This is a genomic window from Eleftheria terrae (genome assembly GCF_030419005.1).
GTDB classification, from domain to species: domain Bacteria; phylum Pseudomonadota; class Gammaproteobacteria; order Burkholderiales; family Burkholderiaceae_C; genus Caldimonas; species Caldimonas terrae.
This window is the reverse complement of sequence record NZ_CP106951.1, coordinates 873,067-892,204: the sequence shown is the minus strand read 5'-3', so window position 1 is coordinate 892,204 and position 19,138 is coordinate 873,067. Positions and strand designations below refer to the sequence as shown.

17 protein-coding genes are annotated in these 19,138 nt (G+C 71.5%); 8 read left to right on the top strand and 9 right to left on the bottom strand.

The window, feature by feature from the left end; genetic code table 11:
- Positions 1–306: 306 nt before the first annotated feature.
- Genes N7L95_RS03995 through N7L95_RS03985 form a run of 3 tightly spaced genes read left to right on the top strand, consistent with a single transcriptional unit; the run spans position 307 to position 6,045 of the window.
- Positions 307–1,740 carry a Wadjet anti-phage system protein JetA family protein gene (locus N7L95_RS03995; RefSeq protein ID WP_301258532.1) on the top strand — a complete coding sequence of 478 codons (1,434 nt, stop codon included), beginning with the start codon at positions 307–309 and terminating at the stop codon, positions 1,738–1,740.
- 4 nt (positions 1,741–1,744) lie between these two features.
- Entirely contained in the window at positions 1,745–2,422 is a 678-nt protein-coding gene (locus N7L95_RS03990; RefSeq protein ID WP_301258531.1) for a DUF4194 domain-containing protein, read from the top strand.
- On the top strand, positions 2,419–6,045 hold the full coding sequence (locus N7L95_RS03985) for an ATP-binding protein (protein ID WP_301258530.1): 3,627 nt from the start codon (positions 2,419–2,421) through the stop codon (positions 6,043–6,045). The genes N7L95_RS03990 and N7L95_RS03985 overlap by 4 nt, the downstream gene beginning before the upstream one ends.
- Before the next feature lie 19 nt (positions 6,046–6,064).
- On the opposite strand, the gene N7L95_RS03980 is transcribed toward N7L95_RS03985, so the two are convergent.
- The gene (locus N7L95_RS03980) at positions 6,065–6,862 is read right to left on the bottom strand and encodes a flagellar brake protein (protein WP_301258529.1); all 798 of its coding nucleotides are present in this window, start codon (positions 6,860–6,862) and stop codon (positions 6,065–6,067) included.
- Positions 6,863–6,977: 115 nt separating this feature from the next.
- Positions 6,978–7,982: a chemotaxis protein CheB gene (locus N7L95_RS03975; RefSeq protein ID WP_301258528.1), complete on the bottom strand. Its 1,005-nt coding sequence runs from the start codon at positions 7,980–7,982 to the stop codon at positions 6,978–6,980.
- A gap of 461 nt (positions 7,983–8,443) precedes the next feature.
- On the opposite strand from N7L95_RS03975, the gene N7L95_RS03970 reads away from it, so the two are divergent.
- From N7L95_RS03970 to N7L95_RS03960, 3 genes are all read left to right on the top strand, one after another.
- Positions 8,444–8,749, top strand: coding sequence for an HU family DNA-binding protein (locus tag N7L95_RS03970; RefSeq protein WP_301258527.1), 306 nt, complete (start codon positions 8,444–8,446; stop codon positions 8,747–8,749).
- A 138-nt stretch (positions 8,750–8,887) separates the two neighbouring features.
- The gene (locus N7L95_RS03965) at positions 8,888–9,706 is read left to right on the top strand and encodes an NYN domain-containing protein (protein WP_301258526.1); all 819 of its coding nucleotides are present in this window, start codon (positions 8,888–8,890) and stop codon (positions 9,704–9,706) included.
- Positions 9,707–9,913: 207 nt separating this feature from the next.
- A complete protein-coding gene (locus N7L95_RS03960; protein ID WP_301258525.1) occupies positions 9,914–10,144 on the top strand; it encodes a hypothetical protein in 231 nt (76 codons plus the stop codon).
- Between the two features lie 72 nt (positions 10,145–10,216).
- On the opposite strand, the gene N7L95_RS03955 is transcribed toward N7L95_RS03960, so the two are convergent.
- Genes N7L95_RS03955 through N7L95_RS03930 form a run of 6 tightly spaced genes read right to left on the bottom strand, consistent with a single transcriptional unit; the run spans position 10,217 to position 16,111 of the window.
- Positions 10,217–11,407 carry a sterol desaturase family protein gene (locus N7L95_RS03955; protein ID WP_301258524.1) on the bottom strand — a complete coding sequence of 397 codons (1,191 nt, stop codon included), beginning with the start codon at positions 11,405–11,407 and terminating at the stop codon, positions 10,217–10,219.
- Positions 11,404–12,045: a phosphatase PAP2 family protein gene (locus tag N7L95_RS03950; RefSeq protein ID WP_301258523.1), complete on the bottom strand. Its 642-nt coding sequence runs from the start codon at positions 12,043–12,045 to the stop codon at positions 11,404–11,406. The genes N7L95_RS03955 and N7L95_RS03950 overlap by 4 nt, the downstream gene beginning before the upstream one ends.
- Positions 12,042–13,337 carry a F390 synthetase-related protein gene (locus N7L95_RS03945; RefSeq protein ID WP_301258522.1) on the bottom strand — a complete coding sequence of 432 codons (1,296 nt, stop codon included), beginning with the start codon at positions 13,335–13,337 and terminating at the stop codon, positions 12,042–12,044. The genes N7L95_RS03950 and N7L95_RS03945 overlap by 4 nt, the downstream gene beginning before the upstream one ends.
- Positions 13,334–14,140 (bottom strand): MBL fold metallo-hydrolase, encoded by an 807-nt coding sequence (locus N7L95_RS03940; protein WP_301258521.1) that lies wholly within the window; start codon positions 14,138–14,140, stop codon positions 13,334–13,336. Before N7L95_RS03940 ends, N7L95_RS03945 begins: the two co-directional genes overlap by 4 nt.
- Entirely contained in the window at positions 14,118–15,134 is a 1,017-nt protein-coding gene (locus N7L95_RS03935) for an NAD-dependent epimerase/dehydratase family protein (protein WP_301258520.1), read from the bottom strand. The genes N7L95_RS03940 and N7L95_RS03935 overlap by 23 nt, the downstream gene beginning before the upstream one ends.
- Positions 15,131–16,111 (bottom strand): 3-oxoacyl-[acyl-carrier-protein] synthase III C-terminal domain-containing protein, encoded by a 981-nt coding sequence (locus N7L95_RS03930; protein WP_301258519.1) that lies wholly within the window; start codon positions 16,109–16,111, stop codon positions 15,131–15,133. The genes N7L95_RS03935 and N7L95_RS03930 overlap by 4 nt, the downstream gene beginning before the upstream one ends.
- Before the next feature lie 698 nt (positions 16,112–16,809).
- On the opposite strand from N7L95_RS03930, the gene N7L95_RS03925 reads away from it, so the two are divergent.
- Positions 16,810–17,841 (top strand): endonuclease/exonuclease/phosphatase family protein, encoded by a 1,032-nt coding sequence (locus tag N7L95_RS03925; RefSeq protein WP_301258518.1) that lies wholly within the window; start codon positions 16,810–16,812, stop codon positions 17,839–17,841.
- Between the two features lie 105 nt (positions 17,842–17,946).
- The gene (locus N7L95_RS03920; RefSeq protein ID WP_301258517.1) at positions 17,947–18,291 is read left to right on the top strand and encodes a hypothetical protein; all 345 of its coding nucleotides are present in this window, start codon (positions 17,947–17,949) and stop codon (positions 18,289–18,291) included.
- 31 nt (positions 18,292–18,322) lie between these two features.
- Here N7L95_RS03920 and N7L95_RS03915 read toward each other — a convergent pair whose 3' ends face one another.
- Complete coding sequence (locus N7L95_RS03915; protein ID WP_301258516.1) at positions 18,323–18,844, bottom strand: hypothetical protein; 522 nt, start codon at positions 18,842–18,844, stop codon at positions 18,323–18,325.
- Between the last annotated feature and the right edge of the window lie 294 nt (positions 18,845–19,138).

The window sequence follows — 19,138 nt, the reverse complement described above, 5'->3', positions numbered from 1 at the left end:
GGGTGGCGGCTCGCCCGCGGGGCGTTGCGGCCTCGCCGGCGCATCGTGCGCCGGTGGGTTCTGCCGGATTCCTGCGCGGCTGCGGCCGGCGTGCGGTCCGGCACGCTCGCCGCCTGGTTCACCTGAGGGGCGCGGCCGGGTTACTTCACATCTTGGGATAATGCGCGGTTCACCGCCGCCTCCGGGCGGCGTCCCGGTGCGTCGAGCCGCCCGCGCCGGGACGGCCGGCAGGTCGCCAGGACTGCCGGCGCAGCGCGCCGCGCGACCCGCCCGTGGGCGCCGGCCCTCGACCGAAGGATCAAGTGCATGAGTTCCATCGCGTTCTTCGAAGGAGAACGTCACAAGTTTTTCAGGCCCCTGCACAGCTCCCGGCGTGAGCTGGTGGTGGCCTGCCTGCGCGCCTTGTACGAGCGTCTGCACGGTCCGGCCGCTGACTATGCGCACAACCTCACTCGCGATGCCTTGAAGGAGTTGCTGCTGCCGGTGGTGCGCGAGCACCAGGACGCCGTGGAGGCCGATGGCGAGCCCGACGAGTTCAGCACGCCCGACAGCCGCGACCCGCAGCAGCTCACGGCGCTGCTGATCCGCGCACTGCTGCGTGACGGCTGGCTCGAGCAGTTCCCGGACCGCCAGGGCCTGGTGACGGCCTTCCGCTTCTCGCGCCCGGGGGTGCTGTTCGCCGAGGCCTTCTGGTCGCTCAACCGGCCGAGCCACAGCCGCCAGCGCAATATGCGCAGCTGCCGCAATTCGCTCGATGCGGCCCTTACCGAACGCGGCGATGCGCATGACCTGGTGGATGCGTACGAATATGCCGTGCAGGTGAACCGCGACCTGTCCGAAGGCATCGACTACTTCCAGGAGCTGCTGCGGCGGCTGATGCGCGAAGCCACGCTGCATTCACAGTGGGACGAGTTCGTGGAGTTCCTGGAGCGCTTCCGCCGCAACTACTCCAAGCAGCTCACTGCCGACAATGCGACGCTCAACCGCGAGGCGATCCGCCAGAAGCTGGAGAAGCTGCGGCTGTCGGCACCGGCCAAGCAGCAACGCATGGAGGCGCAGCTGCACGACATTGCGCAATGGGCCGTCAAGGAGCACACCGGCGCGACGGTGTACGACTGGCTCCTCGACCGCATCGACGACATCGTCAACGCCGCCTGCGAGTCCAAGCAGCCCGGCTTCATCAAGGCGATGGACAGCTACCTCAAGCGCGTGGCCGGCCTGGTGCAGCAATCGATGATGCTGCGCACCGGGCAGAACCGGCATGCCTGGCTGGCCGCGGTGCAGCGGGTGGCGCGCCTGGAGCCGGCACGGCAGGACCGGCTACTGGCCGCCATCGGCGACCGCCTGGCCTTCATCGAGCTGCGCCTGCTGGACCCCGCGAGCTTCAGGCTGCGCTCGGCGGCGCAGCGGCGCAAGGCGGTGACCGTCTCGATCCAGCCGCGGCCGAGCCGCGAGGCGAGGCTGGAGGCGGCGATGAAGCGGGCCGAGAACGAGGCCTTCGCCGTTGCCAACGAGGAACTGGCCGACAAGCTGCGCCGCGAGCTCGAGCTGTTCCGCCACCCCATCCGCCTGTCGGCCCTGCCGACACGCACGGCGCGCGAGCTGCTGGAGGTGCTGCAGACGGTGGAAGCCGTGCGCAACACCAAGGCGCGCGACCTGCAGGCCACGCGGCTGCCCACTCGCCATGACAACGAGTACTTCAGCGGCGCCGACTACGAAATCGACTTCAAGAAGCAGTGACGCCATGAGCCTCTCGTCTTCCGTGCAGGAACAGCTTGCACTGGCCAACATCTCGCGCGAGCGTTTCCGCGAACTGATCACCCGGCTGCTCACCTGGGGTGTGCTGGTCCGCGACGAGGACCGCACCGAGCAGCTGCTCTACGATGACGCACGCCGCGTCGAAGGCCTGCTGTCGGACTACTTCGACCTGGCCGGCCTGCTGCTGCACCACGACACCAACGTGCAGTTCTTTCGCCTCTACGCGCCCGGCGCGGTGGTGGACGGCCTGCCCGAGGACACGCTGGAGCCGGTGCCGTCGCTGAAGGCGCGCGTGTCGGCGGACTTCGTCGCGGCGGCCCTGGCCCTGCGCTTCCTCTACCAGGAGCGGCTCAACGGCGGCTACCTCGACCCGCATGGCGAGGCACTGGTGAGCTTCGAGGACCTGGCCGCCACGCTGCAGACCCAGCTCAAGCGCCAGCTGCCGCCCGGCACCACCGACCGCATGGCCCTGCTGGCCGAATTGAAGCGCCACCGGCTGCTGCGCTATTCGTCGACCTTCTCGATCGCCGACGAGGACGCCTACCTGGCCATCCGCCCGACCATCCTGGGCGTGGTGAGCAACGAGGCGCTGGCCGCTGCCCTGGAGGCCGATGACGCCGCGTTGGCCGGCGAGCCGCCTGCCGCGGAGGAGGTGCCGGCATGAAGCTCGACCGACTGGTGCTCGTGAACTGGGGCCAGATCCGCCCCGGCGACTACGACATGGGCAACATGACGCTGCTGACCGGCGAGACCGGCTCCGGCAAGTCCACGCTGCTCGACGCGCTGCAGACCGTGATGACGGCGGCCTACAAGGGCATCTTCAACTACAACCCGGGCCAGGACGAGGTGAGCCAGGACCAGCGGCGCGGCAAGTCCAAGCGCACGCTCGAGTCGTATGTGGTGGGGGCGGAGTACAGCAAGTTCTCGCGGCCGGCCGGCGCCCAGGGCTATGTGGCGGCGGTGTTCCGGCCCTGTCCCGACGAGGAGGACCTGAAGCCCTTCACCGCGCTGGTGGCGGTCTCGGCCCGTGTCGAGGGGCAGGCCGACCGCCGCCAGGCGCAGCTGGAGCGCATGGAGCTGCTGATCATCGACGACGCGGTGCTGAGCCATACCGACTTCCTGGCCGATGCCGATGCCGGCGAATGGGTGCCGGTGGACGGGGTGGTGCGGCGGCTGAAGGAGAAGTACCCGCGCGTCACGGCCTTCGGGCAGCTGAAGAAGGACTACCTTTGTGGCCTGTTCGGCCGCTTCCGCGGCCGCACCAGCACCACCTGGGACGAGGCGTCCACCGCGTCGCGCGCCTGGTGCCAGTCGATCGCCTACCGGCCCATCGGTTCCGTGCACGAGCTGGTGCGCGACGAGATCCTGGAGTTCGACGCCAAGCAGCTGCAGGAGAGCATCGAGCGCATCGGCGGGCTGATGCGCCAGGTCACCGGCCTCAAGCACGAAGGCAGCCGCCTGCAGGCCAGCGTGGGCCGCCTGCAGGCGCTGCAGGGACTGGTGCAGGAGACCACGGCGGCCTTCGAGGAACAGGTGCAGCACGAGCTGATGATGGCCCGGCTGCAGCTGCAACTGGACGACGAAACGGTGGCCGCGCGGCAGCAGCAGATCCGAGAGGACCAGGCGCTGATCGAGCACGAGGCCGCCCGCATCCGTGGCTGGCAGGCGCGCCGCGAGTCGCTCGACGGCAACCGCATCGCGCTGCAGGCCCGCAAGCTGGGCATTGCCGCGCACGGCCAGAAGGAAGACCTCGACAAGCAGCTGAAAGCCGGCACCGAGCTGGCCCGTGGCACGCTGGAGTCGCTCAGCCGCTCGCTGCTGGCGGCCGGCCTGCTCGACCAGAGCGCCCGTGAGCTGGCCGCCCGGCCGCTGCCCGCCGACCTGCCGCGGCTGCGTGCTGCGGTGCAGGCGGTGAAGGCCACGCTGGCGGCCACCGCGCTCGGCCGGCTGGGTGACTACCGCGATGCGGTCGCCGCGGCGGCGGCGGACGAGCCGCTCAACGTGGCCCGGCTGCAGCAGCTGGCCGGCGCCTTCGAAGGCGCCAATACCGGCATCGAGGCGCTGCATGCGGCGCTGGTCGGGCCGCAGGACAGCGTGTCGCTCACCGTGGCGGCGGAGGAGGTGGCGCTGGCGCAGCGGCTCGACGAAGCGCACCGTGCGGTGCGCGAGCTGGGCGCCAGGAAGGCGCGCCTGGCCAGCGGTGGCGGCAACTACCCGCCGCAGGTGGCACGCGCGCTCGACCTGCTGCGCGAGTCGCTGCCGCAGGCCAACGCGCAGGTGCTGTGCGACCTCATCGAGCCGCTGTCGCCCGAATGGCAGCCGGCCATCGAGGGCTACCTCGACCATGCGCGCTTCAACCTGGTGGTGGACACCGAGTGGGAGGGCCGCGCGATGGACTTCGTGCAGGCTCGCGGCCTGCGCTCGCGGGTCATCCAGGGGTCGCTGTGCCTGAAGCGGGCCAACCGCAGCCTGGTGCCGGAGGATTCCATCATCCGCGAGCTGAAGGCGGCCAACCCGATTGCCGAGGCCTATCTCATCGAGCAGTACGGCCCGGTCGTCAAGGTGCGCTCCACCGAGGAGCTGCGTCGCACCTCGCGCGGGCTGACCCGCGACGGCAAGGGCAGCGGCTCTCGCACCATGTTCACCTGCGAGCAGCGCGACCTGGTCTTTGGTCGCGGTGCGCGCGACGCGGCGCTGGCGCAGGTCGCCGCCGAGCTGGACAGGGCCGAGCAGGAGGTGCAGCGGCTGCAGGGCCTGCAGGCCGAGCTGTCGGCGGTGAAGCGGCAGCTGCAGCACCTGCGCGAGCCGCGCTTCGACGCGGCGCCGCTGCTGGCTGCTGCTCGCGACATCGATGCCGCCCGCCGTGGCCTGGCCCAGCTCGACCTGCAGGAGCTCAACGACCTGGAGGCCGAGATCGCCAAGGTGGCGCAGGAGATCCGCGGCCACGAGGCACAGATCGAGGCCGCCCGCAAGGAGATCACCCGGGCGGAGGCGCGCATCGAGGCGGCCGAGCAGGCCATCCAGGGCCTGCAGCAGGGGCGCGATGCGCGCTTCCAGGCACGTGACGCCCAGCTGGCTCGCCTCAAGCGCCTGTGCGAGGCCAACCCGCAGCTGACCTACACCGTGCTGTCGGCCCGTGTCGACGCGATGATGGCGGACGGCGCCGTCGACGCCGAGGCGCTGCGGCGCAAGCTGGAGGCGCTCGGCAAGAAGCCCGACCAGCTGCTGGGCGAGGTGCGCGAGGCGCTGGCCGAGTACAACAGCCAGTCGCGCCCGGAGGAGCGCTTCGCGGCCGCGCTGCCGCACCTGCACGAGGGCAGCAGCTTCGACCCCAACTACGCGCCGCTGGTGGCACTGTCGCAGTCGGTCGGCGCCACGCTGGACGGCTTGCGCAGCATCGGCCTGTACAACAACCGCAATGAGCTGGAGCAGGCCGAGAAGTCCTTCCACGACGTCTTCACGAAGCAGTTCTGCGTCGAGATCAAGAGCAAGGTGGAGGAGGGCATCCGCACCCTGCGCCAGCTCAACGCCGAGCTGCGCAACCTGAGCTTCGGGCCCGACCGCTTCGACATCGACTGGTCGCGCTGGGAGCCGGAGTTCGAGGACTACTACGGCTTCTTCAAGGCGGTGGCCGAGCTGGCCGATGCGCCGGAGACGGTGGACCTGTTCGGCGAGGTGGAGCTGTCGGCCAAGCATGTGCAGGTGCGCGACCGCCTGGTCAAGCTGCTGCTCGACGAGGACCACGAACGCGCCACGCGCGAGCTGATGCGCATTGCCGACTACCGCAACTACCGCCGCTACGAGATCTGGAACGAGTCTGACAGCGGCGGCCGCATCCGCCTCTCGGAATGGGGCACCGGCTCGGGCGGCCAGCTGGAGACGCCGGCCTACATCGTGCGCGCGGCGGTCGTCACCAACCGGCTCAAGCTGTTCGAGAAGGGCCCCAGCCTGAAGCTGCTGGCCAACGACGAATCGTTCTCCAAGATGGATGAGCCGCGCGCCCGCTCGGTGCTGGGTTTCCTGCGCGACAAGCTGGACCTGCAGGTGCTCAGCGCCATGCCGACGATGAAGGCCGGCAGCCTGCGCGACGAGTTCACCCGGGAGTACAGCTTCACCCGCCTGAAACCGGTGCCCAACGGCGAGCTGGACTTCATCTCCGACTGCGACGAGCGCGTGCTCAAGAGCGACCGCATGCGCGAGCTGTGGGTGCGCCAGCGTGAGCTGGCACGCGAGCAGGCCCGCCTGGCTTTCGATGCGCTGGAGCCCGCTGCCGGGCCAGGCGGCTGAGGGCGCGGGGCAGTGCCGCTCAGCGCCGCGGCGTGCGGCGCCCGCCCATCAGGGCCAGGCGCTCGCGCTCGAGCTGCGACAGCAGGCGCTTGAGTTCGGCCTGCTGCGCCGCCGCCTGGTCGAAGAAGCGGCAGCCGATGTGCAGCTGCTCGCCCAGCAGGTGCGAGCGGAAGGCCCGGCACAGCCGGATCTCCAGGCCCACCACCAGGCGCTGGTCGCGGCCGAGCTCCAGCGTCACCTTGGGCAGGCGGCGTCCCACGTGCAGGGCGGGCGCCTCGTGCGGCGAGGCCCGCAGGCCGACGCCGCCCAGCGAGAGGTCGTGCACGTTGAGGGTGTAGGCCTGGTCGTTGAGCACGAACTCGGCCAGGTAGGGGCGACCCAGCGGGGCGTCGAGCCGGCCGAATTCGCGCCGCTGCAGCCGTACCAGCTCCTCCGGCAGGGAGGCGGTCACCCGCCACGGTTGGCCGGCGCCGGCCTGCCAGTCGGGCGCCAGCAGGCACTGCAGCTTGATGCCCTGCAGGGCCGTCACGAGCAGCAGGGGGCCGGGATCTACCGGGCGCTGGGCGTCGGCCTCGAACACCAGGTGGCCGGCCGGCAGGTTCACGGCCGTCAGCCGGCCGATCCGGAAGCTGCCGGCTTCCAGCGAATACAGCGTGACCGCATGGCGGCCGGCAGCCACCGCCTGCAGGGCTGCGCCGATCGGTTGCGGGTCGGTCAACCGGTAGGGCGTGATGTCGACATCGTCGCCAATCGGCTCGCAGGGCACCGACGGCGACCCGCCGGCAGGCGGCGATGCGGGGACAGGAGGCTGGGACAAGGCGGTCGTCTCGTGGGGCGGGGGTCGGTCTGCGAGCTTAACCGCGGTGGCGCTGGTGATGCGTTGCACCGGGCGGCCGCAGTGCGCACTGCGTCACGCGGTGCTGCGCGGGGCCTCATCCGTTGGGCGCATCGGCGCCCACCATGCGCAGCAGCCGCTCGCCCAGGCTCTCGGCGCGCGCCATCGCGTCCCTGGCGCGGCTTTCCTCGGCCAGCGCTTCGGTGCTGCGGCCCAGTGCCTGCAGCGACCGGGCCATTTCCTTGGCCATCATGGCCTCTTCCTGCAGCGCCCGCACGGCGGCCCACAGCGCCGCCTCGGTGCTCTCGCGCTGCGACTCGCGCAAGCTCAGCTCGGAATAGGCGTGGCCGGTGTGGCAGCGGTATCGCAGCCGGCTGCCGTCTTCGACTTGCCACAGCGTACCGTGGCATTCCGGGCAGGTGAGTGACGACGGCTTGCCGATGAGTGGCATGCGGTTTTCCACGGCGCGTCCTTCCAGCAGGGTCATGTCGTTCTCGATCTTCACGATGTCGGGGACCTTCACGTCCGGCAGGGGCTGGTCTTCGCGCACCAGGCGGTCCAGCAGGGCGGGCAGCCTGGAGAGGGGCTCGACATGGTCCACCGCGGTGGTGGCCAGCGCGCTGCTGGGCATCTGCGGGGCGTAGGCGTCCTCGGGGTCCTGCACCACGGCCAGGCCGCCGCAGGCCTTGACCGCCGCGAGGCCGGCCGAGCCGTCGTCCAGATAGCCGGTGAGCACCACCCCGATGACGCGGGCCCGGCAGTCGACCGCCGCGGACCGCAGCAAGGGGTCGATGGCGGGGCGCGAGTGGTTTTCCTTCGGTCCGCGTGACAGCCGCAGGCTGCCCTGCGAGACCAGCAGGTGGCGGTCGGGTGGAGCCACGTAGATGCAGCCGGCGTGCATCGGCTCGCCGTGCACGGCATGCCGGGCCGGCAGCGGCCCGACCGACGCGAGCAGGCGCGGTAGCGCGCTGCGGTGCATGCCGATGTGCAGCACCACCAGCACCGCGGCCGGGAAGTCCGCCGGCAGGGCCGCGGCCAGGTGCTGCAAGGCCTGCACGCCGCCCGCCGAGGCGCCAATGGCCACCACGTCACGCCGACCCATCAAGGCGCTCCGGCAGGCGGGCAAGCCAGTCGCGCTGCGGTGGCAGCGGCCAGGGAGCGTCGGCGGGGGGCGCCCGCCACCCCTTCGGTGCCTGCGACGGGCGCGCACGCCTGGCGACGGCGGAAGCGGGGCAGGTCAGCGTGGGCGTGCATGGTGGGGTCCTTTCACGGCAGGCCGGCCTGCGGCCATGGCGGGCGGGCCCGGCCGGCGGGCGCGGGAAGAAGGGCGCGACATGGCGCTGCGGTCGCCACAGGCAGAGCAGCAGGCCCCGTGCCCGCGGGCGGCTTTGCGCAGCGCAAGGCCACTGCCAGGGCCCACTGCCGGCGCATGTTCGCGGGGGGTGGCGTGAAGAACTTCCGGCCTGGGCGGTGCGGGGCCGCTACACTCACGCCCGCTCCGCATACCGCGGAAGCCGCACTCCGCAGGGGCGGAGGCGAAGTCTCCAATTGGAAGTACGAAGAATGAATCGCGTCGAACTCATCGAAAAGATCGCCTCTGAGCATGAACTCACCAAGGCGGCCGCAGGGCGGATCCTGGACACGCTGGTGGACTCCATCGTGACGGCCGTGAAGAAAGGCGACACCGTGCAGCTGATCGGCTTCGGCACGTTCAAGCGCGCTGACCGTGCCGCTCGCACCGGCTTCAATCCCCAGGCCGGCAAGGCCATCAAGATCCCGGCGACCAAGGTGCCGAAGTTCGTCCCGGGCGCCAAGTTCAAGGCCGCCGTGGACCCCAAGGCAGCCAAGCGCAAGGCCGCTGCCAAGTAAGCTGATCCAGCAGGCCGCAGTGCGGCCGGCGGCCTGCCAGGGCCGCCGGTGGCCGCAGCGGCCCGCGGCCCCGCCCGGGGCCGCTGGGCAGGTAGGCTTTAGCATAGGCGCCAGCCGCCACTGCCAAGACCGATGCCCGTGAACCCCACCGCCTCGCTGCCTGACGAACCCCAGGGTGCCATCGCCCTCTACTGGGACTTCGAGAACCTGCATGCCAGCCTCTGCGAGGCGCGTCAGGGTGAAGGCAGCTACCACAAGCCCGATGCCCGCTTCCGGCTGCAGGAGCCGCTGATCGACGTGCAGGCCGTCGTCGACCTGGCCCATGCGCTGGGGCCGATCGCGGTCCACCGCGCCTACTGCAACTGGCAGTTCTTCGGCCGCTACCGCGACGTGCTGCTGCAAAACGCGATCGAGCTCATCCAGCTCTTCCCGCCCGGTGCTTCGGCCAAGAACGGCGCCGACATCCGCCTCTGCCTCGACGCGATGGAGGACCTGGGCCGCCAGCCGCACGTGGGCACCGTGATGGTGGTCGGCGGCGACAGCGACTTCATGCCGCTGGCGCAGAAGGTGAAGGCCGCCGGGCGCCGGCTGGTCGGCGTGGGCAGCCGCCGCACCACCAATCGGCACTGGGCGCGCAGCTGCCACGAATTCCGCTACTACGAGAGCCTGGTGGAAGAGGCGCCGCCGGGCCCGGCCGACGCCTCCGGCGTGCGTGAGGAGCCGCTGCCTGGCGGCCCCGCCGCCGAGCTGGTGCGACGCGCGCTGCGCGTGCTGGCCCTGCGCAGCGGCGAGCCGTGGGCCGAGCCGTCCGCGGTGGAGCGCATGGTGCGCCGGCTGGACGGGAGCTTCGACGTCCGCGAGCACGGCAGCGACACCTTCGACGCCCTGCTGGCCGGCCTGGCCGGCGGGCTCGCTTGGCGCGACGGGCCGTCGGGACGCGAGCTGCGCTGGCGTTGAATGCAGGGCCCTGCGGCCCCGCCTATCCGGGGGAAGGCGCGGTGCCGCCGCGGTCGCTATGCTGCGCGGCACTTGATTCGCTTCACCAGGATGTCCATGCCGCTGCCTTCGATGCCTTTGTTTGCCGAGACGGCCCCCCCTGGGGTGCCGGTGCGCGGGAATGGCACGCCGCCTGCGGTGCGCCCGCGCCGGCGGCCGGTGATGTGCGTGGCGGCCCTGCTGGTACCACTGGCCGGCTTCGCGCTGACGTTCGGGATGCTGCCCGAGCACGACGGCTGGGGCGCGCTGTTCGTGATGCTGTTCGGCGGGTGGCTGTCCTGCCTGGCGGGCGCACTCTGCGCAATGGTGGCGCTGCTGCGCCGGGAACGCTGGCGCATCGCCGGCTGGTTGCTGCTGTGTGCCAATGCCGTCCCGGTGCTTGGCATCCTCGGGCTCTGAGGCGGTTGGCTTGCCTCACACGCCGGCCGCGGCTTGCCGCTGTGCTGGCCGGGCCGGCGCGACGGGACGACCTTAACGCTCGGCCGCGGACGGGCCGGCGCCGCGCTGCGATGGCGTCAAGCCGGCAGGCAGGGCCACAGGCTCTGCGGGGGGCGGTGCGGTGTGGCGGCGCTGCCCGCGCCACCACCAGGCGCCCAGCGCCAGCGCATGCAGCCCCAGGGCCAGCATCACGGCGCAGCCGAACGGGTCACGCAACTGGTAGCGGCCGATGAACGCCAGCGGCAGCGCCAGGCCGAGCACACACCAGGCAGGCGCCGCCCAGGGGCGGCCATCGGAGAGTCCGCCCAGCACCAACGACAGCGCGATCACCAGGGCGAACAGCACCGCCTCCTGGCCCGGCGGCCAGCCGCCCTGGCGGTGCACGCAATAGATCACCACCGCAAACAGCGCGATGCCGCCGGCGCCCACCAGGCGCCCGAGCACCGTGCTGGCCGGTTGCTGGCGCAGTCGCGGGCCCGGCCAGCCCAGGTAGCGCAGCACCGGCAGGTGGCTGGCCCAGAACGGGTTGTGGCTGGCCGGCAGGCCGGGGGTGCCGTAGACGATGGGCACCTCGGGCAACGCCGGCTGGAAGGTGCCGAACAGCCGGTCCCACCACAGGAAGGTGCCGCCGAAGTTCTTGTCGATGTACTCGGGGTTGGCGCCATGGTGCACCCGGTGGTGCGACGGCGTCACCAGCACCTGCTCCAGCCAGCCGCAGCGGCCCACCCAGCCGTTGTGGTTGTAGAACTGGATGGAGTAGTGGACGCTGCTCACCACCATGAAGACCTCGGTCGGCACGCCCAGCACGGCCAGTGGCAGGAAGAAGGGAATCGACGCGAGCGACGAGTACCAGGAATTGCGGATGCCCAGCGACAGGTTGAAGTGCTCGCCCTGGTGGTGCACCACGTGAATGGCCCACATCCAGCCGATCTTGTGATGCACGCGGTGCAGGCAGTAGAAGCCCAGGTCCCAGGCCAGCACGGTGAAGAGCCAGAGTGCCGGCGCGGGCCAGTGCGACAGCCAGCCCAGGCTGGCATGCCCGGCCACCCAGGCAAACACGGCCACCTCCACACCGCGGAACAGCCACAGCACGAGCTGGCCGGAATGCAGGTTGAAGATCAGGTCGAGCCAGGGAATGGGCTGGCCGCGGCGCCACTTGAGCGCGAGCTGTTCGGCGAGCACCAGCACCAGCATCAGGGCCAGCGGCAAGGCAAGGGCGTTCATGGCGCGGTCGTCTCCGGCAAGGGGCAAAGGCTGGCGTGTGTGGCGGCGGGGCGGCACAGCCGGCCCGCGGCAAGGCCGAGCACCACACCGGCGCCGAGGTCGATGGACAAGTGGCGCCGCGCCTGCACGATGCTGTAGGCGATGGCCGCCGCCCACAGCACCACCAGCAGCGAGCGCAGGGGCCGTTCGCGCCACTGCAGCAGGGCCCAGGCGGCCAGCACGGTCAGCGCGCCGTGCAGCGAGGGCAGGCAGTTCTGCGCGGTGTCTGCCGCCGCCAGCCATTGCAGCAGCGTGGTGCTCCAGCCGCCGGCAGCCGGCAGCGCCGGGTAGGCCAGGGTGGTGGGCCAGGCGATGAAGGCGAGCCCGCTGGCAAGCGCGCAGCACTGCATGGCGCGGGTCAGCCAGGGCAGGCGTGCCGCCGGGCAGGCCAGGTAGCCAAGCGGCACCAGCAGGAAGAAGGACAAGTAGCACCAGACGCCGGCCGGGTCGAAGGGCAGCAGGCGGTCCAGCGCCGACTCGGTCAGCAGCGTGGCCGGCCGCTGCAGCAGGCCGCCAAGGCTGTAGGCCACGCCCACGCTGCCCCAGCCGAACAGCAGGTGGCGCAGCCGGGGCGGCAGTGCCTGCAGGAGCGCCCTCATGCCGGAGCCCGCCAGCCGACGATGCGGCGTCGCTTGACGGTGAAGTCGACCGCCACCGGCAAGCCGGCCGGCGCGTCCCAGTGCAGCGCCTCGGTGGCCACGCCCAGTCGGGCGAACACCTGGCCCAGGTGGGCCCGGCAGCGCTGGTGCACGTCCGCGTCAAGCGGTGCGATGGCCAGGCCCAGCGCCCGCGGGCCGCTTTGCACCAAGCGGTAGTCGGCGTCCAGCGGCAGCACCTGCGCCAGGGCGCGCGAGACCACATCGGCAAATACCGTCACCGGCGCGCCGGCCGCACCCGGCAGGCGAAGCACATCGTCACAGCGGCCTTCGATGCGGTCGATGGCCAGCTCGGGATTGCCGCAAGGGCAGGGCGCGGCGCGCGCCACCAGGATGTCGTCAAGCCGGTAGCGCACGATGGGCTGGGTGCTGCGGGTGAAGTCGGTCACCAGCGGCACGAAGCGCTTGTCGTCCAGCCATTGCGGCTCGATGCGCAGGAAGGACTCGTTCAGGTGCAGGCTGCCATGGCTGCAGCTACTGCCGAGGAAACCTTCGGTCGCCTGGTAGACCTCGCTGACCCGGCCGAAGACCTGTTGCAGCAGCCGCCGGTCCTGTGGCTCCAGCACCTCGGCCACCGAGATGACCCGCTCGGGCGCGATGTCCAGTTGCCCAGCCTGCACTCGCAGCGCCAGTGCCCGCAGCACCTGGGCAGGTGCCACGACGATGCTGGGCTGCATGGCGGCCAGCGGGCCGGCATGCGCCTCCAGCGGGCTGAACAGGTCGAAGAAGCGGAACTGCAGGCAGGGTGTGCGTACCGTGCGGTAGAGGTTGCTGTTGGCGCGCAGGAACAAGGCCACCCGCTGCCCCTGCAGCAGCCCGCCGGGCAGCAGGCGGCCCAGCATCACGCCGGCCCATTGCGCCCGTTCCTCGGGGCTGACCACGAAGACCCCGCGCCCGCCCGATGTGCCCGACGACAGGCCGACGCTGTAGCGGCCCAGCGTGGGGCTGAAGTCGCGCGTCTCCTCGGCAGCCCGGGCACAGGCCAGCACCTCGGCCAGCTTCAGGCCGGCGGTGTTCATCTCGTCGAAGTGCGCCATCATCAGCGCCTTGTTCATCTGCGGCCACTGGTCCAGCGGCTGCTCCAGCCAGGGCCGGAACCACGCGCTGCGCGGCAGCACGCGACGGCAGTAGCGCTGCCACTGCCGTTCCTGGTGGGCCAGCAGCGCGGCACGGTCAGGCCAGCTCAGCCGGCGGGTCTGGCGAAAGGCGCCAAGCAGGCGCAACAGCTGGGTCACAGGGCGCCCTCGTGGCTGAGCAGGATGGTGGCGCCACCGCCCTGGTGCAGCCGGTGCAGCTGCTGCAGGGTGTGGTGGTAGGCCGGCGTGTCATCAAGAATCAGGTGCGTCAGCGGCGACGGCCCGCGCAGGTCGCGATAGCCGTGCTCCGACCATGCCGCATCGGCGGCCAGCAGGGTCCAGCCCGCCTGCGTCTGCACCAGCGCGCCGATGTGGCCGGCCGCGTGGCCAGGCAGCTCCACCAGCAGCAGCTCGCCATCGCTGCCGGGCACCGCACGGGCGGTGGTGAAGGGCGCCAGGGTGGCCGGCAGCGGCACCGGCTCGAAGGACTCGATGAAGCTCAGGCGAGCCTCGAAGTCCGGCGGGATCAGCCCCGGCACGAAGCCGCGGCGCAACGCCGCCAGGCCGCGCCGGCGGCGCGTCTGCTGCCAGCCGGTGCCGCTGCAGATGCAGGGCAGGCCGGGAAAGTCGCGCAGGCCGGCGATGTGGTCGCCATGGAAGTGCGAGAGGATCAGCCCTGTCAGGTCGCCCGGCGCGTAGCCGCGCTCGCGCAGCTGGCGGCACAGCGCGTCGGCCGCGTCGAAGTGCACCGGGGTCACCTTGCGGTAGAGCGCGAACAGGCCCTCGCGGGTGTGGTCGAGGAAGTGGGAGGCGTAGCCGGTGTCCCACAGCCAGCGTCCACGGCGGGTTTCCACCAGCCAGGCACGTGCGGGGAAGGCGCAGGTGTGCCAGCCCGCGCCGCGCAGCGCCATGCAGGCCATGTGGGTGCAGTAGCCGGCTTCAAAGACCGTGAGGCGTGCCATGTGCTCGTATCCATGCGGCGGTGCGCCGGATGCCTTCATCCAGGTCGATCACCGGTTGCCAGCCCAGCTCGCGGCGGGCGCGGCCGGTGTCCAGCGTCATTTCGTAGTGCAGCGCGCCCATGCTGTAGCGCGTGAAGGGCGGCTCACGGCCGGTGAGCCGGCCGCCGGCCTCCAGCAGCCGGGCGACGCCGGCCAGCAGCGGGTAGGGCAGCGCGCGGATGCGCAGCGGCAGGCCCAGCTGGTCGACGAACAGGCGCTGCAGCAGGTCGGCCAGCGTGGTCGGCGCCTGGTTGGTGATGTTGTAGACCGAGCCGGAGCGCAGGCCCGGCACGCGGCTGGCCAGGTGCATGGCATGCACCACGTTGCCGACATAGGTCATGTCCATGCGGGCGCGACCGCCTCCTGGCAGCGGCAGCACGCCGCCACGCTGGCGCATCAGGGCCAGCAGGCGCGGCACGATGACCCGGTCATGCGGCCCGAAGATCGCACGCGGCCGCAGCATCACCACCGTGGTGCCGGCGTGGCGCGAGGCGATGCTCTGCAACACCGCCTCCGCCTCGCCCTTGGTGGCGGCATAGGCGTTCACCGGGCGGGCCGGGCGCCAGGCCTCGTCGATCTGCTGGCGGTGGCGGAAGTCGAAGTACAGCGACGGCGTCGAGATGTGCACGAAACGCCGCACGCCCTGGCGCACCGCCGCCTCGGCCAGCCGCCGGGTGGCTTCGACATTGGCCGCCTCGAAGGCGCGGCGCGGGCCCCATGGGGACGACAGTGCCGCGCAGTGCCACACCGTGTCGACGTCCCGCAGCAGGCGGTCGGCCTGCACCGGGGTGAGCAGCGACAGGTCGGCCGGCTCGAAGTCCACGCCCAGCTGCTGCAGCGCAGCGCCCTGCTGCAGGTTGCGCCCGGTGGCCCGCAGTGGCAGGCCGTGCTGCAGCAGGTCATCCACCGCGTTGCGCCCCAGGCCACTGGTGGCGCCGGTGACCAGGACCTTCATAGCACCAGCACCATGCCACCCAGGGTGAGGCCGGCCGCCGAGCCCAGCAGCAACACGCGCGAGCCAGGCCCGACGCGCCGGGTCTGGATGGCCTCGTGCAGTGCGGTCGGCAAGGACGCGCTGACCTGGTTGCCGTGCCGGGCATAGATATCCACCAGCGCATCGGCCGGAATGCCCAGGCGCTTGCGCAGGTGCGACATCGACAGGTGGCTGGCCTGGTGCGGCACCACCGCATCCATCTGGTCCAGGCGGTGGCCGCTGCCCTCGAACAGGCGCGCCAGGAAACCGTCCATCAGCCCGGCAGCCAGCTTGAAGACCCGCTTGCCATCCATAGAGAAGAGGTGGTCTGACGGCAGCAGCCCGACGCGTGGGTTGCGCCGCGTACCGCCGGCGCGCACTTCGCACCACGCCTTGCCCTGGGGATAGGTTTCCAGCCGCTGGGCGGCGATGCCGCAGCCGCCCGGGCCGGCTTCGACAATCGCTGCTGCAGCGCCGTCGCCGAAGATCAGCGAGGCTTCCGGCTCGTTCCAGTCCAGCCCGCGCGAGGCGAGGTCGCTGGCCACGATGGCGATGCGCCGGTACGCGCCGCTGGCCAGCAGGCCGGCTGCCACCTGCAGCGCGGCCAGGAAGCCCAGGCAGCTGGCATTGACGTCGAAGGCGGGCATGCCAATGCGCAAGCCGGCCGGCTCGACGATGCGGCAGGCGGTGGACGGCAAGGCCTGCTCGGCCACGCCACTGGCGGAGATCAACAAATCGATCGAGGCAGGCGCCACGCCGCCGCGTGCCATGGCGTCGCGCAACGCCGCAGCGGCCAGGCCGGACTGGCTGTCGTCGTTGCCGGCATGGAAGCGATGCACCACGCCGGACTTTTTCTCGACCTGGCCGGGACGCAAGCCCAGCCGGCCATCGAGTTCGGCCGAGGTGACGCAGTGGTCCGGCAGCGCCTTGCCGGTGGAGAGGATGTGCAACGGAATCATCGGGGAGCCTCGTGCGGCATTTCAAGCGATGGCCGCAGCAGGCAATGGGTCGCGCTCGCGCGGTGGCCGGCCGTGGGCAGCACCGCTGCCGACGGCCACGCCACACCGGCGCGGTGCCGCGCGGGCTGGCGGAGGCCGGGACCCTCCCTGGTGGGCAGCGCAGCGCGGCCCATACCGGCCGGATGCGTCACGCCTTGTTTCTTGTAAGGACGGCAGTGTAGCCAGCGCCGGCCGCTTGCAGTGGGGGCTCCCCCCGCATGGGGGTCTTCGTGGCGGGCACATTTCCACGGATTGCCGGGATGGCTGGGGGCTGGCGGCAGCACGGCCGGTGGGGTGGGCAACAACGGGGGGAGAGGGGGCATGCGCGATATCGCAAAACAGCAACGGTGCGCATGCTCGGTGAAAAGCCGCACGCCGGGAGCCAGGCGATGCGCCGGTCTCGCCGGGCGATACCCCCGGGCGCCAGCGGCGGTACGCAGCCGTGGCCATTGACGAGCGCCGAACGGGTAACGGGCAGCGGCCGTGGGGGGACGTCCAGCCTCAGCTGCCGCCCACCCGGCCGCGGTTCGGAGCCCGCCATGCAGGGCGGGATGCGGCGATCGCTCCGCCATGAGCGACACTGCCGGGCGAGACTGCCGGGCCGTCCTGCCGGCGGCGCGTTTCTGTCCTGCCGGCTTCCTTCCAACCGCACGTTTTCCATGCTTCGCCCTGCCTTGTCCTCCTTGCTGAACCGCTGGGGCCTGCGTCGCCCTGCGCCAGTCACTCCCCACCCGGGGCCCCTGGCCTCGGCAGCCCGCCTGCTCACCACCGGCTGTGCCGCTGCCAGCCTGAGCGCGGTCGCTGCTGAGCACTGGCCGATGCACTGGAGCGGCACCGTCGCCTGGCTGCTGGGGCTGGCCTCCCACTGGCAATGGCTCTACCTGGCCGTTGGTGGCCTGGCCGGTCTGCTCTGGCTGGTGCTGGGCCGCAAGCGCGCGCTGCTAGCGCTGGCGGTGCTGGTGTTCGCCTGGTCGCGCTACAGCCCCGCTGCGCCGGAGGCGGCGCCAGCGGCCGCCGGGGAGGCGGCTGTCTTGCGGGTGGGCAGCGCCAACCTGTATGTCGGCACCACCGATTTCACGGCCCTGCAGGCGTGGCTGCTGGGACCGGCGGCGCCCGACGTGGTGTTCTTGCAGGAATACACGCCGGCGGCGGAAGCCGCGGTGTCCACGCCCGGGGTGCTGGCCCGCTATCCCCACCGGCTGCTGGCGGCCGCAGAGGACCCCTTCGGCCTGGCCCTGCTGTCGCGTTTTCCGCTCGTGCAGGCGGCGCCTTTGCTGCCGAAGGACCGCCGGCACACCCGCCGTCTGCGCGCCGTGCTGGACTGGCAGGGGCGCCCGGTGGCCGTGTCGGCCGTGCACCCGATGCCGCCGTTCAACGCCGAGTTCATGGCGGCCCGCGATGCCGCATTCCGCGAAGAAGCCGGCTGGCTGCAAGCCACGTCCAGCCTGGCCGTGCTGGCCGGCGACCTGAACGACACACCGTGGTCCACCGGCATGCGAGGGGTGGCACCCGGCTTGCGCCGGGCGACCGGCCTCGCACCCACCTGGCCCAGCCTGGGCGGCTGGCTCAGCGTGCTGCCGCTGGACCATGTGCTGGTGAGCCCGGCCTGGCGCCGGGGAGCGCCCCAGGGCGGCGCGTCCCTGGGCTCCGACCACCGTGCGGTCGTGGTGGACCTGATGCCCTCGCTTTAGCCCGAACCGCCGCTCCCCGATCTCGGGGGAGCGGGGGTGCCGGCGCGGCTGGCCGAAGGTACAGTGCGGGTCGCAACGGAGTACAGGCGTGGGCGGGCGATCAGCATGACAAGGATAGTGGCGAGGCTGGAGTCTCCAGCCGATCTCGTGCAGGCCGCGTTTTTCATCCACCGCTTGACCGGCGCGCCGCTGCTGCAGTCCCGCCGGCGGCTGCAATGCGGCGCGGTGGTGGTGGAATTCCTGCTGTTCCACAACGATCACACGGTGGTGGCGCAACAGTTGCGCTATTTGATCGCGCATGCCCCTGGCTTCGGCCGATTGCGGCTGTACGAGCTGGGCGACGACCCGGCCACTTGCGTCGACCCCGACGACCCGCGCGAGATTGCCGCTGCCACGGCACTGCAGCTTCTGGCCCGGTTCGAGCGCGACCTGGCCCGCTGCGTCGGCTGAAGTCGCACGGCCGAACGGCCGGCGGACCGGCTCAGCAATGGCGCTGTGCCGGCAGCCGGGCCGCCGAGCCGAGCTCGCCCGCACCGCTGCTGGCCGCCACCGGCGCCAGCCTATGGGCCATCGGTGGGGCTGCCACCTCAGGCGCCACCAGGGTCTGCACCAGCCAGCGCGCCGCCTCCAGCGCGTCGGACGGGTGCAGGTAGCTGTGGGCGGTCCAGACCGGGCGCCGGCTGTCCGGCGGGGTGGCTGCGCCACCTTCGATGCGGGCGGCAGGGAAGTAGTCATGCCGGGCCCCGATGGCCAGCGGCACCAGGGTCAGGCCGGCCAGGCTGAAGGCCGGCCCCTCGATGATGTGGCTGGCCACGCTGGCATGTCGGGACGCATCTTCCCAACGCAGCTCTGCATTGGCCGCCGCCTCGGGATCGAGCTGCGACTGGTGCTCCCAGCGCTCGCTCGCCAGCCGCAAGGCCTGCTCGGACAGCAGGCTGGGCCGCAGCACCAGCAAACGGGCGGCACAACGTTCGATCCACGCCGTCTTTGCGCGGTGTGTCATGGACTTTCCTCGGGTTGTAGGGTGGCCGCGGTTCGGGATGAAGCTGCGTTGCAGCGCCGCGGGGAGCGGCAAGAACGGCCAATCAAGGACTGTACAAATATACAGTATTTTGAGCCGCAAGCAATTGTGTGCAGCGTCTGGGCGAGGGCGCGGCCTGCGGTCGCCCGCGGCTCGGCTGCTTGCCGCGTCAGGCGCGCCACAGGCCCGGGTCGTCGGGGCCGGCGAATCGCCCTGTGCATGTCAGGCGTCCCGGCGGCAGGGCTTTGGACGTCCCGTTCGGTCGTTCCCTGAGGA

What these genes read in the sequence shown, in the direction of transcription:
- N7L95_RS03995 (WP_301258532.1), top strand. Translation starts at nt 307, where the DNA reads ATGAGTTCCATCGCGTTCTTCGAAGGAGAACGTCACAAGTTTTTCAGG.
- N7L95_RS03990 (WP_301258531.1), top strand. Translation starts at nt 1,745, where the DNA reads ATGAGCCTCTCGTCTTCCGTGCAGGAACAGCTTGCACTGGCCAACATC.
- N7L95_RS03985 (WP_301258530.1), top strand. Translation starts at nt 2,419, where the DNA reads ATGAAGCTCGACCGACTGGTGCTCGTGAACTGGGGCCAGATCCGCCCC.
- N7L95_RS03975 (WP_301258528.1), bottom strand. Translation starts at nt 7,982, where the DNA reads ATGGGTCGGCGTGACGTGGTGGCCATTGGCGCCTCGGCGGGCGGCGTG.
- N7L95_RS03970 (WP_301258527.1), top strand. Translation starts at nt 8,444, where the DNA reads ATGAATCGCGTCGAACTCATCGAAAAGATCGCCTCTGAGCATGAACTC.
- N7L95_RS03955 (WP_301258524.1), bottom strand. Translation starts at nt 11,407, where the DNA reads ATGAACGCCCTTGCCTTGCCGCTGGCCCTGATGCTGGTGCTGGTGCTC.
- N7L95_RS03950 (WP_301258523.1), bottom strand. Translation starts at nt 12,045, where the DNA reads ATGAGGGCGCTCCTGCAGGCACTGCCGCCCCGGCTGCGCCACCTGCTG.
- N7L95_RS03940 (WP_301258521.1), bottom strand. Translation starts at nt 14,140, where the DNA reads ATGGCACGCCTCACGGTCTTTGAAGCCGGCTACTGCACCCACATGGCC.
- N7L95_RS03935 (WP_301258520.1), bottom strand. Translation starts at nt 15,134, where the DNA reads ATGAAGGTCCTGGTCACCGGCGCCACCAGTGGCCTGGGGCGCAACGCG.
- N7L95_RS03930 (WP_301258519.1), bottom strand. Translation starts at nt 16,111, where the DNA reads ATGATTCCGTTGCACATCCTCTCCACCGGCAAGGCGCTGCCGGACCAC.
- N7L95_RS03925 (WP_301258518.1), top strand. Translation starts at nt 16,810, where the DNA reads ATGCTTCGCCCTGCCTTGTCCTCCTTGCTGAACCGCTGGGGCCTGCGT.
- N7L95_RS03920 (WP_301258517.1), top strand. Translation starts at nt 17,947, where the DNA reads ATGACAAGGATAGTGGCGAGGCTGGAGTCTCCAGCCGATCTCGTGCAG.
- N7L95_RS03915 (WP_301258516.1), bottom strand. Translation starts at nt 18,844, where the DNA reads ATGACACACCGCGCAAAGACGGCGTGGATCGAACGTTGTGCCGCCCGT.